Origin of the sequence: Ralstonia sp. Ralssp135 (assembly GCF_047304345.1) — a bacterium.
Classification (GTDB): Bacteria; Pseudomonadota; Gammaproteobacteria; order Burkholderiales; family Burkholderiaceae; genus Ralstonia; species Ralstonia chuxiongensis.
Window position 1 is genome coordinate 20,270 of sequence record NZ_JBGLYZ010000038.1, and the last position, 14,651, is coordinate 34,920.

The following is a 14,651-nucleotide window of genomic DNA, read 5'->3' on the forward strand; positions in this document are numbered from 1 at the left end:
CGGACGGCTTCAAACACGCTTTCACGACTGATGCGGCGGCATGCCCGGCAGTGTCGGCGGGGCGCGTCGTATTCGCGGTGCCCGGATTCGCGGTGCGACCCCGGGTGCACGGTTGTTGGAGTGAGCGTCCCGCTTGGCAGACGTTTTCCCTGAAGTCTCCGGCAAATTCGCACCGTGTACTCACCCAACCAAATCGATCCCGCGGTCAGCTTCCGTAACTCACAGGGTCAGCAGGTCCGCGGCACCATCATCACGCTTCAGCGGCGTGCCCTGGTGATGGAGATCTACAACCCGTACTCGATCGTGCAGGTAAGCGAGGTGCTGTCCGAACTCGCGATCAAGATGGGGACGCGGCAAGCCTATCTTGGCAAGGCCGTGGTGATCAGCCTGGTGAACACGGGCCTGACCGCCGTCGTCTCGCTCACGCTGATCGACGAATGGCGCGAGCTATCGGAAGTGGCCGACACGCCGGCCTCCGTGGGCGAAGAAGCGCGAACGTTCGTGCAGGAATGGCAGGAACGGTTCCGCATCCACCGCGACTATCAGATCGTCGTCAATGAGATGCGTGCATTCCTGGCCGAAGTGTCGCGCTGGGTGGAACAGGTGGATCTGTCGAAGACATTGCCGCGCGAAGACAACAAGCTGCGCATGGATGTCTTTCAGGAGCTGGCCGAGCCGATCATGCTCAAGCTCAAGGGCTACATGGATGGGCTCGAGTCGGAAGCAGGCAAGGTCGAGGCGGAGCTTGCACCGGCGCACCGCACGTTCGCGCAAGCCGCGCTGCATCCGCTGCTGTTGCGTGCGCCGTTCATCTATCGCACGTACACCAAGCCGCTGGGCTACGCGGGCGATTACGAGATGGTCAACCAGATCCTCTCAGACCCGCGAGAAGGTCCGAACACGTACTTCCAGATCGTCAACGCCGCCTTTCTGCGCACCGACGTAGCCGAGGCGCACCGCAACCGCATCGACATTCTTGTGCAGTATCTGAGCGATCTGGCCGCGCAAGCCAAGGCGGCGGGCCGAACGTTCAAGGTGCTCAACGTGGGCTGCGGGCCGGCGGTGGAAATTCAGCGCTTCATTCAGCAACATCCGGAACCAACGTTGCTGTCGTTCGAACTGGTGGACTTCAGCGAAGAAACGCTCGACTACACCCGCGAACAGATGCGCCGTGCGATGGATCGCGCGCGCAAGACCGTCACCGTCGATTTCGTGCATGAATCGGTGCATCAGCTGCTCAAACGCCGCATCACGGCCGACAGCCCGCAAGCCGGAGATTGCGATGCCGTGTATTGCGCCGGCCTGTTCGACTATCTCTCCAACAAAGTCTGCCAGCGCCTGCTCGCCTACTTTGCTTCGCGTACGCGCCGGGGCGGCGCCATCCTCGCGACCAACGTGCACGGCAACAACCCGATGCGCTTCGTGATGGAACACGTGCTGGAGTGGTACCTCGTCTATCGCGATGAACCACTGATGACCGAGCTGCTGCCCGAAGGCTCGCACGACGTGCGTGTCTATACCGACGTGACCGGCGTCAACGTATTCGCCCAGGCCAGCGTGGCCGGGCTTGCCACATCCGCTGCTTAATCCGCTTCCCAGGAACACGCATGGAGCCCATTACACATCGCGGATACCAGGCCGAGCTGAAGCAGTTCCGGCTCGTCTTCAGCCGTATGGCGGCCGTGACCGGCATCGTGCTGGTACTGGCAGGCGTCGGGCTGGACTACGGCATGTATGTGGACAAGCTCTGGCTGTTTGCCTCGCTGCGCGTCATCACCTCGCTCATCATGTTCGGCGCCCTGCTTGTGCTCTATACGCGCTGGGGCGAAGAGCATGTGCAGAGCCTGACGTTCTTCTGGTTGATCTGTCCGCAGATCATGATCTCGTGGATGATCTACGACACCGAGGGCGCCAGTTCTCCGTATTACTCGGGGCTGAACCTGGCGATCTACGCGGTGGGCATGGTGATGCCGATCGGCTTTCTGCAAGCCGTGCTGTTCGGCACCTGCACGTATATCTTCTGGGTGATTGCGTGCACGTTGCATCCGGGCGGCATCCAGTCGCGCGAAATCTTCATCGTGCATTCGCTGTTCATCCTGTTCTCGATTGCGACGAGCACGCTGTACACGTACTTCAATGAGCGCGGGCGCTTCCAGCTTTTCCGGCTCAAGGAAGAAGTTGCGCAGAAGAACGAGCAGCTCGCGCGGACCAATCAGGACCTCACCGACATCAAGGGCCAGCTTCTGCAGCAGGAAAAGATGGCCGCCATCGGCACGCTGTCGGCAGGCCTGCTGCATGAGATCAACAACCCGGTCAACTTCTGCCTGATGGCGATTGCCGTGGCGCAGGAAGACCCCACCGCCAAGGGCAGCCCGATGCTGCTCGAATGCCTGACCGATGCCAAGGAAGGCATGCAGCGTGTGCAGCACATCGTTTCGGACCTGAAAACCTTCGCCTACCGCAGCCCCGAGAAAGGCGAGGCAAATGCGCCGTTCCTGGCGGAAAAGGCCATTGACTCCGCCATCCGCCTGACCAGCCACGAGTTGCGCGGTGTGACCCTCGAACGCAAACTGCCGCCGGACACGCTCGTGCGCGGCGATGAGGCGGCCATCATCGGTGTGCTGATCAACCTGTTGTCGAACGCGGCGCTTGCCATGCAAAAGGTGCAGCGCGAGAACCCACGCATCGAGATTGCCGCCGAATGGATCGACAACCGCCTGCATGTGGTGGTGACTGATAACGGCCCTGGCATCTCAGAGAAAAACCTGTCGCGCGTGTTCGAGCCGTTCTTTACCACGCGCGATGTCGGCAAGGGCCTCGGCCTCGGCCTATCGATCAGCTACAGCGTCATCCAGCGTCATGGCGGCACCCTGGCCGTGACGAGCCAGGAAGGTGAATGGGCGCGCTTCACGTTCGATCTGCCGCGCTCGGAGTAGAAGCATCATGGACACCACGCCGGACACCGTCACCATCCTCTACGTCGACGACGAAGCGCAGGCCTGCAAATGGTTCGCGCGCACGATCGGCACTGGCTACGAGGTGCTGACGGCCAACAGCGTCGAAGAGGCCAAGACCGTGCTACGCGATTCGCACGAACGCATCAGCGTGGTCCTGACCGACTTCCGCATGCCGGGCGGCGACGGCACCGAGCTGCTGCGCTTCATCGATGCGGAATACGGCGACATCGCCACCATCCTCGTCACCGCGTATGCCGACAAGGACCTGCTGATCCAGGCCGTGAACACCGGGCGCGTGTTCAAGATCCTGGAGAAGCCCTATCAGCCCGAAGACGTGCGGCGCTCGCTGCAAGAGGCGCTGGCACTGCGCCAGGACCGCCTCTTGCGTACCCAGCGCCTCATGGCAATCGACGAAACGCTGGCCTTTCTTGCGCACGAGTTGAACACGCCGCTGGCGGCCATTTCCAACTTTGCACGCGGCATCCGCATGCGCGTGGACCAGAACGAACCCACGCCCGGCGCGCTGCCCGAAATCGGCCGCGCGGCCGATCGCGTGCAGGACAACGCGCGCTATTGCCTCTCGGTCATCGCCACGTTCCTGAACTCCGTGCGCAACACGTACGGCAAGCCCGGCACAGCAGCCACGCCCAACAGCGCGGGCGGGCTGATCCGCTCATTGTTCGACACATACCCGTTTACGAACGCGCAGCGCGAATGGGTGTCGTACCGCGTGGAAGACGATTTTCCGATCCAGACGCTGCCCAACTGCGTGATGCTGGTGCTCTCGTCGCTCACGAGCAACGCGTTGCAGGCGCTGCGGCACACCAATGCACCGAAGCTTGAAATCGTCGCCAGCCGTCTGCCTGACGCCGGCAACGCCCAGCACATGATCCGGATCGAGGACAACGGCCCCGGTATCGCGCCCGACGTTCTCGCGCGGCTGACCATCGACCCCGTGACGACGCGCGCCGAAGAAGGCGGCAACGGCATGGGCATGATTTTTTGTACGCGGATCATGCAATCGTTCGGGGGAGCGATTGCGATTGATTCCGCACCCAGCGCAGGCACGCGCGTGACTCTGACGTTCCCATGACAAGACCACAAGACTTACGAACCAGGCCGCACGTGATCCGCGCGTTTGCCGTATCGGCTGCAATTGCTATGAGGAGTGACGGATGACCAATCCCGGGGGCAACGAGCCCAAGATCCTGTACGTGGACGACGAGACATTGGCGCTGACTTACTTCGGCCGTGCCATCGGTTCACTGGCGCCGGTCGTCACCGCCACCTCGGTCGAAGAAGGCAAGCGCATGCTCGACCAGCACGCCGCCACGCTGGGTGTGCTCGTGTCAGACCAGCGCATGCCTGGTGAACTCGGCAACGAGTTGCTGCGCTACGCGCGCGAGCGCTACCCGCACCTCGTGCGCATCCTGACTACCGCCTACTCCGAAATCGAAGACACGGTTGAGGCAGTCAACCAGGGGCAGATTCACCGTTACATCAAGAAGCCGTGGGACATCACCGCGCTACGTGTGGAACTGAAGCAGGCATTGGAATTCTCCGATCTGCGTCGCGAGCGTGACGCGCTGCTGCGCGAGAAGATGACCGTGCGCCAGAGCCAGACGCTTACGCATCGCATCGGTGCGCTGCAAACGCTGTACCTCGCGGTCTCGGGGCTGTCGTCGTTCAGCGCCGTCAACGATTACCTGCGTGCCGCCGCCGCCGTGGGTCTGCAATCGCTGGCACAGCCCGACTGGGCGATGAAGGATTACACCGAGCTGATCGGCGAAGAAAGCCTGCGTACCGGCGAGTTCAGCCACGCAGTGCGGCAGGCATATGTGGACCTGTCATCGCGCTTTGACAGCAAGCCCGCGGCGCAGGCGTTGGAAGTGCTGGCCGAGGTGCTTGACGGCAAGGTCTCGCCGTCAGGCAGCGATGCGGCGGCGGTAGTGGATCTCACCGCGCTGACGGAATTCCTGGAGGCGGCGTCCACGCACAAGGTGTCGGAATCGCATGCCAAGTGGCTGGCGTTCCTGCTGTGGCTCGATGGCAAGGGTTGGTCGCTCACGGCCGAGCGCGATGGTGCGACGGTCAAGCTGCGCCTGCTCGACAACCAGACGCAGCTCACGCCGGATCAACTCGCGGCGTGGATGGAGCATTTCCAGGATCTGCAGGCCGCCTGAAGCAGGCCCGCAGTTGTCACAAACGCCGATGCTTATGCGTCGGCGTTGCCGTTTGAAGCATCGCCCTGTGCGGGCCGCTCGGGCCGATCGCGCATACCGCCCTTCACCATGTCGAAGCGGAACAGACGGCATTCGATGTTGCCGTTGTAGAGCGGTGTGCGCTGCGATTCCTTCAGTCGCATTCGACGCGGCATCGACAGATCGCCGGTGAAGACGAACGCCTTCCAGCCGGCGAAGTCGCGCTTGAGCGTGCCGGCAAAGGCTTGCGCAAATTCGTTGGCGGCGGCCTCTTCCTCGGGGTCGATCGGCAGCGGCGGTTCGGGCTGACGCAGCTCACGCATCGGACGGCGGCCATCGTCGCGCGGGGCGCCCATGGCGCGGCTGGCGCGCTCGAACACGGTGCCGTCTTCCTCACTCTCGCCTTCCGGCCGGCGACGGCGCGAACCATGTGCACCACGCACCACAATACGTTCGCCGTATGGGGGATTCATCAGCAACACACCGGCGGTCTCGAATGGCGGCTTGCCGAAGCGCGCATCGACTTGCTTGAGCACAGGCTCGCCGGGCAGACCGGCACGCTGCCAGTTGGCGGCGGCATAGGCAAGCATGTCGGTGGAAATGTCGGCACCAGCCACCAGCGGCGGCGCACGGCGCATGGAGGCAGCGGCCGCATCGGCGGCGGCTTCGCGCAGGCGCTTGAAGCATTTGGCGTCGTGGTCCTGCAACCACTCGCAGGCGAAGGCGCGCTGGCCGCCCGGCGCAATGCCAAGCGCGCGTTGCGCAGCTTCAACGAGGAATGTGCCGCTGCCGCACATCGGATCGTAGAACGGCATGCCGTGGGCACCCGTCCAGCCCGTCAGGCGCAGAATGCCGGCGGCAAGGTTTTCCTTCAGCGGGGCCTCGCCCTTTTCCTGGCGCCAGCCGCGCTTGAAGAGCGGCTCGCCGGTGGTGTCGAGGTAGATCGTGCAGTCGGTCTCGGTCAGGTACGCGTAGATGCGCACGTCCGGCGAGACGGTGTCAACGCTGGGCCGCGCGCCCATGCGCTGGCGGAAGCGGTCACACACCCCGTCCTTCACGCGCAGGCCGACAAACTTCAGGCTCTGCAACGGCGATTTGTGCGCGGTCACATCCACGCGAATCATCTCGTCGGGCGTGAAATAGTCTTCCCAGCGCTGCGCAGCGGCCAGCGCGTAGATGTCGTCTTCCGAGCGATAACCGCGCGAGCCGAGGCGCATCAGCACGCGGCTGGCGATGCGGCTGTGCAGGTTGACGGCATACGCCGCACCCTGCGTGCCGAAGAAGTGCACGCCACCCGGCACGGTGCGGCCCACCTCGAACGCGGCCAGCTCATCCACCTCCGGACGGATGGCGATTTCGGCCAGTTCATCGGCCAGCGCCTGTTCTAGCCCACGGGGGCATGGCGCGAAGTAAGCAGTTGCCATCGGAAGACAAAATAGTTAGAGATCACTGCAAAATGAAGCGAAGCGGTTCTGACGGTTCAACGCCGACGCAGACAGTACAAGTCGTACGGCAAGGAGGGGTTGGTCCGTCAGAATCCTTTTGCAGTGGCCTCAGAACGGCTTGACGACCACCAGGATCGTAATCGCCAGCAACAACAGCACCGGCAGTTCATTGAACCAGCGGTAGAACTTGTGGGAACGTTTGTTGGTGCCCGCCTCGAACTTGCGCAGCAGCACGCCACAACCGTGGTGATATCCGATCGTCACGAGCACCAGCGCGAGCTTCGCGTGCATCCAACCATTGGGCGGATACAGCCCGATGCGATATCCCAGGAACAGCCACAGCCCAAGCAGGATCGCGACAATCGCCAGCATGGTCGTGAAGCGGAACAGCTTGCGCGCCATGATCAGCAGGCGCGTGATGGCTGCACGCTCGGTTTCCATCGCAAGGTTGACGAAGATGCGCGGCAGATAGAACAGCCCGGCAAACCAAGACGCAATGAATACGATGTGAAAGGCTTTGACCCAGAGCATGCGAACAGTCCCGTGAATGGTGAAGCGCGAACGGTAAACACATCGCGCGCCGCTCTTGGCGGCGCTCAACGTGCAACAAGCGATATCAGGCGCGAATCTCGCCGTGCCCGAACACGACGTACTTCAGCGAAGTCAGCCCCTCCAGCCCGACTGGTCCACGCGCGTGCAGCTTGTCGTTGGAGATGCCGATTTCGGCGCCAAGGCCGTACTCGAAGCCATCGGCAAACCGCGTGGAGGCGTTGATCATCACGCTGGCCGAATCGACCTCGCGCAGGAAGCGCATGCCGGTCGAATAGTTCTCGGTGATGATGGAATCGGTATGCGCGGAGCCGTAGGTGTTGATGTGCTCGATGGCGGCATCCAGGCCGTCAACGGTGCGGATCGACAGGATCGGCGCCAGATATTCGGTGTGCCAGTCCGCCTCAACGGCATCCTTCAGATTGCCGAAGCCGGCGGCTTCCAGTGTGGCACGCGTGGCCGGGCACACGCGCAGTTCCACACCCTTGTCCTGATAGATCTTCGCCAGCGGCGGCAACGCCCGCGCAGCCACATCGCGCGACACGAGCAGCGTCTCCATCGTGTTGCACGGCGCATAGCGCTGCGTCTTGGCGTTGTCGCACACACGCACGGCCTTTTCGATGTCGGCATCGGCGTCGATGTAGACGTGACAGATGCCGTCCAGGTGCTTGATCATCGGCACCCGGGCTTCTTCGATCAGGCGCGCGATCAGGCTCTTGCCGCCGCGCGGCACGATCACATCGACATACTCCGTCATGGTGATGAGCTTGCCGACCGCCGCGCGATCCGTGGTGGCCACAACCTGTACGGCGTTGGCAGGCAAGCCCGCATCGGCCAACCCTTCCTCGATGAGCGCCGCTAGCGCGCCGTTTGATTCGATCGCCTCGGAGCCGCCGCGCAGAATGGTCGCGTTGCCTGACTTTATGCACAACGCCGCGGCATCCACCGTCACGTTCGGACGCGACTCATAGATGATGCCGATCACGCCAAGCGGCACGCGCATCTGGCCGACCTGGATGCCGGTCGGGCGGAACTTCATGTTGCTGATCTCGCCGATGGGATCGGGCAGCGCGGCGATTTGCTCCAGGCCTGCGGCCATGGTATCGATGGCGCGGTCGGTCAGCGTGAGGCGGTCGATGAAGGCAGCATCCTGGCCGTTGGCGCGGGCGCGCTCGACGTCGCGTGCGTTGATCTCTTTGAGTTTGGCGGCATCGCGACGGACGGCGGCCGCAATATACAACAGCGCGCGGTTCTTTTGCGCGGTGCCGGCACGTGCCATGCCGCGCGAGGCGGTGCGCGCCTGACGGCCGACCAGGGCCATGTATTCGTTCACGTCGAGCTGCTTCATGATGATCGCGACCGGCGAGCTGCCGGCAAATTCAGTGTGAGGACAATTCGGAGGCTTGCGCCGATGGCGTGGATCAGGCCGGCACCGGGAGGCTGCCCGGCCGCGCGATGCGCATCGCCAGTTGCAGCAGACCATCCCAAGGCTCCGCGGGCAGCGATGGTTCGCGCAACCCCTTGACCTGCCGATCCAGCTTGGCAGCCATGGAGAGCGCGCCTTCCAGCTCGCGCTGTGACAGCCGCTGCGCCGCCTGCGGCACCAGCCGCTCGCGCGGGCCCCAGACCCGAAGTTCCCGCAGCATGGACGCCACCGGCTTGCCCTGGGCCGCGCCCGAGGCGATTTTTGATAATACGCGAATTTCTTCCGTCAACGTCCAGAGGACCAGGACCGTGGCTTCGCCCTCGCCGCGCAGCCCTTCGAGCATGCGGACCAGCCGCGGCACATCGCCTGCCAGCATGGCTTCGGACAGCTTGAACACGTCGTAACGCGCCACGTTGAGCACCGCATCGTGCACATCGTCGAACGTCAGCACACCGGGCGGATGCAACAAACCGAGCTTCTGGATTTCCTGATGCGCGGCCAGCAGATTGCCTTCCACACGGTCGGCAATGAACTGCAGGGCGCGGCGGCCAGGCTCACCGGGCTCCACACGTTGCTGCTGGCGCGCCAAGCGCTCGCCAATCCAGCCGGGCAGCTTGGTGCGATCCACCGAATCGACCTTGATCGACACGCCCGCCCCTTCCAGCGCCGCAAACCACGCCGACTTGGCGGTCGCAAAATCCAGACGCGGCAGCGTGATCAGCGTGACGGTGTCGGTGGCCGGCCCGGACGGCGTGCCCGCAGCCAATGCGCGCAATGCTTCGCCGCCATCCTTGCCGGGCTTGCCGGACGGAATGCGCAGCTCGACGATCTTGCGATCCCCGAACAGCGACATCGATTGCTGCGCCTCGGTCACGCGCGACCACGAAAAACCGCGCTCGACACTCATCACCTCGCGCTCGGTAAAGCCCTGCGCGCGTGCGGCCTGGCGCAGTGCATCGACAGCTTCCAGTGCCAACAGATGCTCGTCACCGTGCACCACATACAGCGGCGCCAGGCCTTTGGCGCCGGCCTGCTTGAGGTGCCCTTCGAGCGCGTCGAGCCGCAGTTGCATGACCAGCCGGCCGGTTACGACGGCAGCTTCACGGCACCCAGACGCCGCACAAGCTGGTTGATCGTATCGCCCTGCATGTCGCGGTAGAGCGCCGCTTCTTCGTAATCCTTGGCGAGCACCTGCGTCTCGTTGTACGAAAGATCGCGGAACTGCGTGATTTCCGACGGCGGGATCAGCAGGTTGTCGTGCGCATCGCGCAGCTGGAAGCGGAAGCGATACGTAATGCGGTATTCGCGCACCACACCTTGCGGCGTGAGCGACGAGATGGTCTTCACGCGGTCTTCGGCCAGCACGTCGAGCAGCGCATCGGCGTCTTTCTTGTCCGACACGATGACGGTGTCGGAGCCGTTGTCGATTAGCCGGCGCAACTGCGCGCGCATCTGCGAGTTCTGCGGCAGATTGATGTACAGCCGCTTGAACGCGAAGTCGGTATTGCCCCGCATGTGAAAACCGCAGGCAGACAGCGCAGGCAGCGCGATCGCCAAGGCAAGGACAGAGCGACCAAAGCGGCGGCGGGACAAACCTCGGGACAACGACATAACCATGCGTTCCTTGAGTGGGATGGCCGATCAGGCCACCACGTTCACCAGACGGCCCGGCACCACGATGATCTTCTTGGGCGGCTTGCCTTCAGCAAACTTCTGGACCGCCTCATCCTTGGCGGCAATCGCTTCGATGGCGGCGCGGTCGGCATCGGCCGGCACGACGATGCTGCCGCGCACCTTGCCGTTGACCTGCAGCACGAGTTCGATCTCGCTCTGCACCAGCGCACCTTCGTCGACCTGCGGCCACGGGGCGTCGAGCAAGTCGCCATACGCGCCGGCGTAGCCCAGTTCCTTCCACAGCACGTGCGTGATGTGCGGCACCACCGGATACAGCACGCGCAGCAACAGCCCCAAGCCTTCGCGGCGCGCATCGGCACCCGCGTCCTTGGCGCCTTCCAACGCGTTGAGCATCTTCATCGTCGCCGAGACGACGGTGTTGTACTGCAGACGCTCGTAGTCGTAGTTGGCCTGCTTGAGCACGGTGTACAGCTCGCGGCGCAGCGCGCGATCGGCATCCGTTGCACCCGCCACGACGCCATTGCCGTGACCGGCGCGAATCGCGTCACCATGCGCCACGCCAAAGTTCCACAAGCGGCGCAGGAAGCGCGAGGCGCCTTCCACACCGGCGTCGTTCCACTCGAGCTGTTGCTCGGGCGGCGCGGCGAACATCGTGAACAGGCGCGCCGTGTCGGCACCGTATTGGTCGATCAGCGCTTGTGGGTCGATGCCGTTGTTCTTCGACTTCGACATCTTCTCCACACCGCCGATCACCACCGGCTGGCCGTCGGTCTTGAGCGTGGCACCCACGGGGCGGCCGCGTTCGTCGGTCTGCACGTCAACATCGGCCGGGTTGATCCACTGCTTCTTGCCCGAGACATCTTCGCGGTAGTACGTCTCGTTGAGCACCATGCCCTGCGTGAGCAGGTTGGTGAACGGCTCGTCGAACTTGACCAGGCCCAGGTCACGCATGACCTTGGTCCAGAAGCGCGCGTACAGCAGGTGCAGGATCGCGTGCTCGATGCCGCCGATGTACTGATCCATCGGCATCCAGTAATCGTTGCGGGCGTCGACCATGCTGGCGCCGTCCGGGCACGTATAGCGCATGTAGTACCAGCACGAGTCGATGAACGTATCCATCGTGTCGGTCTCGCGGCGCGCGGGCTTGCCGCACGACGGGCACGTGCACTCCAGAAAGCGGGGGTCCTTGGCGAGCGGGTTGCCTGTGCCATCCGGAACGAGGTCTTCGGGCAGGCGCACCGGCAGATCCTGCTCGGGCACCGGCACGACGCCGCAGCTCTCGCAATGGATCAGCGGGATCGGCGTGCCCCAGTAGCGCTGGCGCGAGATGCCCCAGTCGCGCAGGCGCCAGGTGGTCTTCTTTTCGCCAAGGCCCTTGGTGGCCAGGTCAGCGGATACGGCGTCGACGGCCTGCTGATAGTTCAGGCCATCGTACTTGCCGCTGTGGAAGAGCACGCCGTGTTCCTTGTCGCCGTACCACTCGGCCCAGGTGGTCGTGTCGTACGGCTGACCCTTCACGTCGATGACCTGCTTGATGGGCAGGCTGTACTTGTTGGCGAAGGCGAAGTCGCGCTCGTCGTGTGCGGGCACGCCCATCACGGCGCCATCGCCATAGGTCATCAGCACGTAGTTGCCGACCCACACCGGCACGGATTCGCCCGTGAGCGGGTGTGTGACGGTCAGGCCTGTCGGCATGCCCTTCTTTTCCATGGTTGCCATGTCGGCTTCCATGACGCTGCCGTGCTTGCACTCTTCGATGAACGCGGCGAGTGCCGGGTTGGTCTGCGCGGCGTGCGTAGCGATCGGGTGCTCGGCGGCCACGGCGCAGAAGGTCACGCCCATGATGGTGTCGGCGCGCGTGGTGAAGACATACAGCTTGCCGTCGTTGATCAGATTGCCGTCATCCCCGGAAATGTTGTGCGGGAACGCAAAACGCACACCCTCGCTCTTGCCAATCCAGTTCTGCTGCATGAGCTTGACGCGCTCCGGCCAGCCCAGCGGATCGAGGTCGGAGAGCAACTCCTGCGCATACTTCGTGATGCCCAGGTAGTACATCGGGATCTCACGCTTTTCCACCACCGCGCCCGAGCGCCAGCCGCGCCCGTCGATCACCTGCTCGTTGGCGAGCACGGTCTGGTCGACCGGGTCCCAATTGACGGTGCCGGTCTTGCGGTAGGCGATGCCTTTTTCGAGCATCTTCAGGAACAGCCACTGGTTCCAGCGGTAATAGTCCGGGCTGCAGGTCGCCACTTCTCGCGACCAGTCGATCGCCAGACCCATCGACTGCATCTGCTTCTTCATGTAAGCGATGTTGTCGTAGGTCCATGCAGCCGGTGCCACGCCGTTGTTGAGCGCCGCGTTTTCCGCCGGCATACCGAAGGCGTCCCAGCCCATCGGCATCAGCACGTTGTATCCCTTCATGCGCAGCTGACGCGTCATCACGTCGTTGATCGTGTAGTTGCGCACGTGGCCCATGTGCAGCTTGCCCGACGGATACGGCAGCATCGAGCAGGCGTAGAACTTGGGCTTGTCCGAGCCGTCAGCAGCGCGCGCGTGTTCGGTCACCCGGTAGGCGTCCAGGGCCTGCCAGTGTTGCTGCGCTTGCTGTTCGACTTCAGACGGGGAGTATTTGTCTTGCATGGTGATGGGTCGTCCGAGGTGCCCCGGGCGATTGCAGCCGCGCCACCTACGCGCGCAGCCGGATTGAATAACGGAAAAGGCCCGATTATACCGTCGCCACCCGCCCCATCCGGGCGATCGCGAGCGGAGAAAAAGGGCGCCGGACAGGCCTGCCGGCGCCCTTTCCTGCCCGCCTGATTTACAGACCGAGCACGTCGTTCATGTCGTACAAGCCTTTCTTGCCGGCCACGTACACCGCAGCGCGCACGGCGCCTTCGGCATACGACTGGCGCGTGTTGGAGCGATGCGTGATCTCGATGCGCTCGCCGTCACCGGCAAACAGCACGGTGTGGTCGCCTACGATGTCGCCGCCGCGCACGGTGGCAAAACCGATGGTGCCCAGTTCCCGCGGGCCGGTCTCGCCTTCTCGGGCATAGACCGCGCGATCGGCCAGCTTGGTGCCCTGCGCCTCGGCCACGATTTCGCCCATTTTGAGCGCGGTGCCCGACGGCGCGTCGATCTTGTGCTTGTGATGCGCCTCGATGATCTCCACGTCATAGCCCTGCGCCAGGATCTTGGCTGCGACTTCGATCAGTTTGAAGGTCGCGTTCACGCCCACGCTCATGTTTGGCGCCCAGACCACGCCGATCGACTCACCGTAGGTCTTGAAGCTGCCCTTCTGCTCGGCCGTGAAACCGGTCGTGCCGATCACCACGGCAGTTCCCAGCTCACGCGCCACATTCAGGTGATTGAGCGTTGCGTCAGGACGCGTGAAATCGATCAGCACGTCGGCCTGCGAGAGCCCCGCACGCACGTCGTCGGTCACAATCACGCCGGTGGTCTTGCCGAGCTTGACGCCGGCGTCCTGACCCACGGCATCGCTGCCGGCGCGGTCCAGCGCGGCGCCCAGCGTCACGCCCGGCGTGCGCAGTACGGTGTCGATCAGCATCTGGCCCATGCGGCCCGAGGCGCCTGCAATCGCAATTTTCATGTCGGTGGAAGCGAAAAGCTGCAAAAGAGAAAGCGGTCTGTAAAACGCACAAGCGGCGGAACCCGTCCGCCGCTCGCTCGAAGATGGTGTGCCGATGCTCTGGCTACGTGCGCCCCTGGGCGTTCAGGGCGACGTGGTGGCCGGCGGCGGAACGCTGGTGTCGGTACCGCCACCACCAGTGCGGCGCTCCGGCAAGGTCACGTCAACACTGTTTTTGGAGCCCGTGGTCGACTGCACGCGGTCAGTTGCTTCAGCCGACGGAATCGACGGCGCACGCGTTGCCGGTGCTGCACCCGCAGCGGCAGCGGCTTGCGCGGCATCCTTCTTCGGGCGTTTGATGCCATCGATCTCGGAGATCAGCTCCGATTCGGACGGCAGCTCATCAGCGCCCACCCACTTGGAGAGACGATCGCCGTCAAACCACACGGTCAGCTTGCGTTCCTGCACAACGGCCGTGTTGCCACGCTTGAACGAGAAGATATAGTCCCAGCGGTTGGCATGGAACATATCCGTCAACAGCGGCGTGCCGAGTACGAAGCGCACTTGGTCGCGCGTCATGCCTTCCTTGAGCTGCGCTGCTTGTTCGCGCGAGACGAAATTGCCTTGCACGATATCGATGCGATACGGCGTGATGGCATTGGCGATCTTGCGCGTGGTGCTGTCATAGGTGCCGCATCCGGCCAGCAATGCCGACGCAGCGAGCATGGCACCCACCAACAGGCCGCCGCGACGGGCGACGTGGGCAAAACGGACAGGACTGCGCGCAAAGGAAAAGGTCATGAGCGATCGGCCTTCAAACGGTTCCGGACATGCCGGTACGGGAGGAAT

The 14,651-nt window shown here is 63.6% G+C and carries 12 protein-coding genes; 4 read left to right on the forward strand and 8 right to left on the reverse strand.

The features are described 5' to 3' along the window. Positions 1–174: 174 nt before the first annotated feature. The 4 genes from phcB (at position 175) to ACCD03_RS20950 (ending at position 5,140) form a co-directional block, all read left to right on the forward strand. Positions 175–1,587: a class I SAM-dependent methyltransferase PhcB gene (gene phcB / locus ACCD03_RS20935; protein WP_045202595.1), complete on the forward strand. Its 1,413-nt coding sequence runs from the start codon at positions 175–177 to the stop codon at positions 1,585–1,587. A gap of 20 nt (positions 1,588–1,607) precedes the next feature. Continuing rightward, positions 1,608–2,936, forward strand: a complete 1,329-nt coding sequence (gene phcS / locus ACCD03_RS20940; protein ID WP_045202594.1) for a two-component system sensor histidine kinase PhcS — start codon at positions 1,608–1,610, stop codon at positions 2,934–2,936. 7 nt (positions 2,937–2,943) lie between these two features. Continuing rightward, positions 2,944–4,050, forward strand: coding sequence for a two-component system hybrid sensor histidine kinase/response regulator PhcR (gene phcR, locus ACCD03_RS20945; RefSeq protein WP_045202593.1), 1,107 nt, complete (start codon positions 2,944–2,946; stop codon positions 4,048–4,050). Between the two features lie 82 nt (positions 4,051–4,132). After that, complete coding sequence (locus ACCD03_RS20950) at positions 4,133–5,140, forward strand: response regulator (protein WP_045202592.1); 1,008 nt, start codon at positions 4,133–4,135, stop codon at positions 5,138–5,140. Between the two features lie 32 nt (positions 5,141–5,172). On the opposite strand, the gene ACCD03_RS20955 is transcribed toward ACCD03_RS20950, so the two are convergent. The 8 genes from ACCD03_RS20955 to ACCD03_RS20990 all read right to left on the reverse strand — a co-directional run bounded on the left by ACCD03_RS20955 (position 5,173) and on the right by ACCD03_RS20990 (position 14,603). Further along, positions 5,173–6,582 (reverse strand): THUMP domain-containing class I SAM-dependent RNA methyltransferase, encoded by a 1,410-nt coding sequence (locus tag ACCD03_RS20955; protein ID WP_413412759.1) that lies wholly within the window; start codon positions 6,580–6,582, stop codon positions 5,173–5,175. A 129-nt stretch (positions 6,583–6,711) separates the two neighbouring features. After that, positions 6,712–7,134, reverse strand: a complete 423-nt coding sequence (locus ACCD03_RS20960; protein ID WP_024979083.1) for a CopD family protein — start codon at positions 7,132–7,134, stop codon at positions 6,712–6,714. Positions 7,135–7,219: 85 nt separating this feature from the next. Further along, positions 7,220–8,500 (reverse strand): glutamate-5-semialdehyde dehydrogenase, encoded by a 1,281-nt coding sequence (locus ACCD03_RS20965; RefSeq protein WP_325650088.1) that lies wholly within the window; start codon positions 8,498–8,500, stop codon positions 7,220–7,222. A 73-nt stretch (positions 8,501–8,573) separates the two neighbouring features. After that, the gene (holA, locus tag ACCD03_RS20970) at positions 8,574–9,650 is read right to left on the reverse strand and encodes a DNA polymerase III subunit delta (protein ID WP_325650090.1); all 1,077 of its coding nucleotides are present in this window, start codon (positions 9,648–9,650) and stop codon (positions 8,574–8,576) included. Between the two features lie 14 nt (positions 9,651–9,664). Then, on the reverse strand, positions 9,665–10,189 hold the full coding sequence (lptE, locus tag ACCD03_RS20975) for an LPS assembly lipoprotein LptE (RefSeq protein ID WP_037027129.1): 525 nt from the start codon (positions 10,187–10,189) through the stop codon (positions 9,665–9,667). Positions 10,190–10,219: 30 nt separating this feature from the next. Then, positions 10,220–12,853, reverse strand: a complete 2,634-nt coding sequence (leuS, locus tag ACCD03_RS20980) for a leucine--tRNA ligase (protein ID WP_413412760.1) — start codon at positions 12,851–12,853, stop codon at positions 10,220–10,222. Positions 12,854–13,031: 178 nt separating this feature from the next. Further along, positions 13,032–13,823: a 4-hydroxy-tetrahydrodipicolinate reductase gene (gene dapB, locus ACCD03_RS20985; protein ID WP_413412761.1), complete on the reverse strand. Its 792-nt coding sequence runs from the start codon at positions 13,821–13,823 to the stop codon at positions 13,032–13,034. Between the two features lie 123 nt (positions 13,824–13,946). Next, positions 13,947–14,603 carry an outer membrane protein assembly factor BamE gene (locus tag ACCD03_RS20990; RefSeq protein ID WP_413412762.1) on the reverse strand — a complete coding sequence of 219 codons (657 nt, stop codon included), beginning with the start codon at positions 14,601–14,603 and terminating at the stop codon, positions 13,947–13,949. Positions 14,604–14,651 lie beyond the last annotated feature (48 nt).

Bases quoted from the DNA above. Each gene is read 5' to 3' on its own strand.
- holA (WP_325650090.1), bottom strand. From the start codon at position 9,650: ATGCAACTGCGGCTCGACGCGCTCGAAGGGCACCTCAAGCAGGCCGGC.
- ACCD03_RS20950 (WP_045202592.1), top strand. From the start codon at position 4,133: ATGACCAATCCCGGGGGCAACGAGCCCAAGATCCTGTACGTGGACGAC.
- ACCD03_RS20965 (WP_325650088.1), bottom strand. From the start codon at position 8,500: ATGAAGCAGCTCGACGTGAACGAATACATGGCCCTGGTCGGCCGTCAG.
- lptE (WP_037027129.1), bottom strand. From the start codon at position 10,189: ATGTCGTTGTCCCGAGGTTTGTCCCGCCGCCGCTTTGGTCGCTCTGTC.
- phcR (WP_045202593.1), top strand. From the start codon at position 2,944: ATGGACACCACGCCGGACACCGTCACCATCCTCTACGTCGACGACGAA.
- ACCD03_RS20990 (WP_413412762.1), bottom strand. From the start codon at position 14,603: ATGACCTTTTCCTTTGCGCGCAGTCCTGTCCGTTTTGCCCACGTCGCC.
- leuS (WP_413412760.1), bottom strand. From the start codon at position 12,853: ATGCAAGACAAATACTCCCCGTCTGAAGTCGAACAGCAAGCGCAGCAA.
- dapB (WP_413412761.1), bottom strand. From the start codon at position 13,823: ATGAAAATTGCGATTGCAGGCGCCTCGGGCCGCATGGGCCAGATGCTG.
- phcS (WP_045202594.1), top strand. From the start codon at position 1,608: ATGGAGCCCATTACACATCGCGGATACCAGGCCGAGCTGAAGCAGTTC.
- ACCD03_RS20960 (WP_024979083.1), bottom strand. From the start codon at position 7,134: ATGCTCTGGGTCAAAGCCTTTCACATCGTATTCATTGCGTCTTGGTTT.
- ACCD03_RS20955 (WP_413412759.1), bottom strand. From the start codon at position 6,582: ATGGCAACTGCTTACTTCGCGCCATGCCCCCGTGGGCTAGAACAGGCG.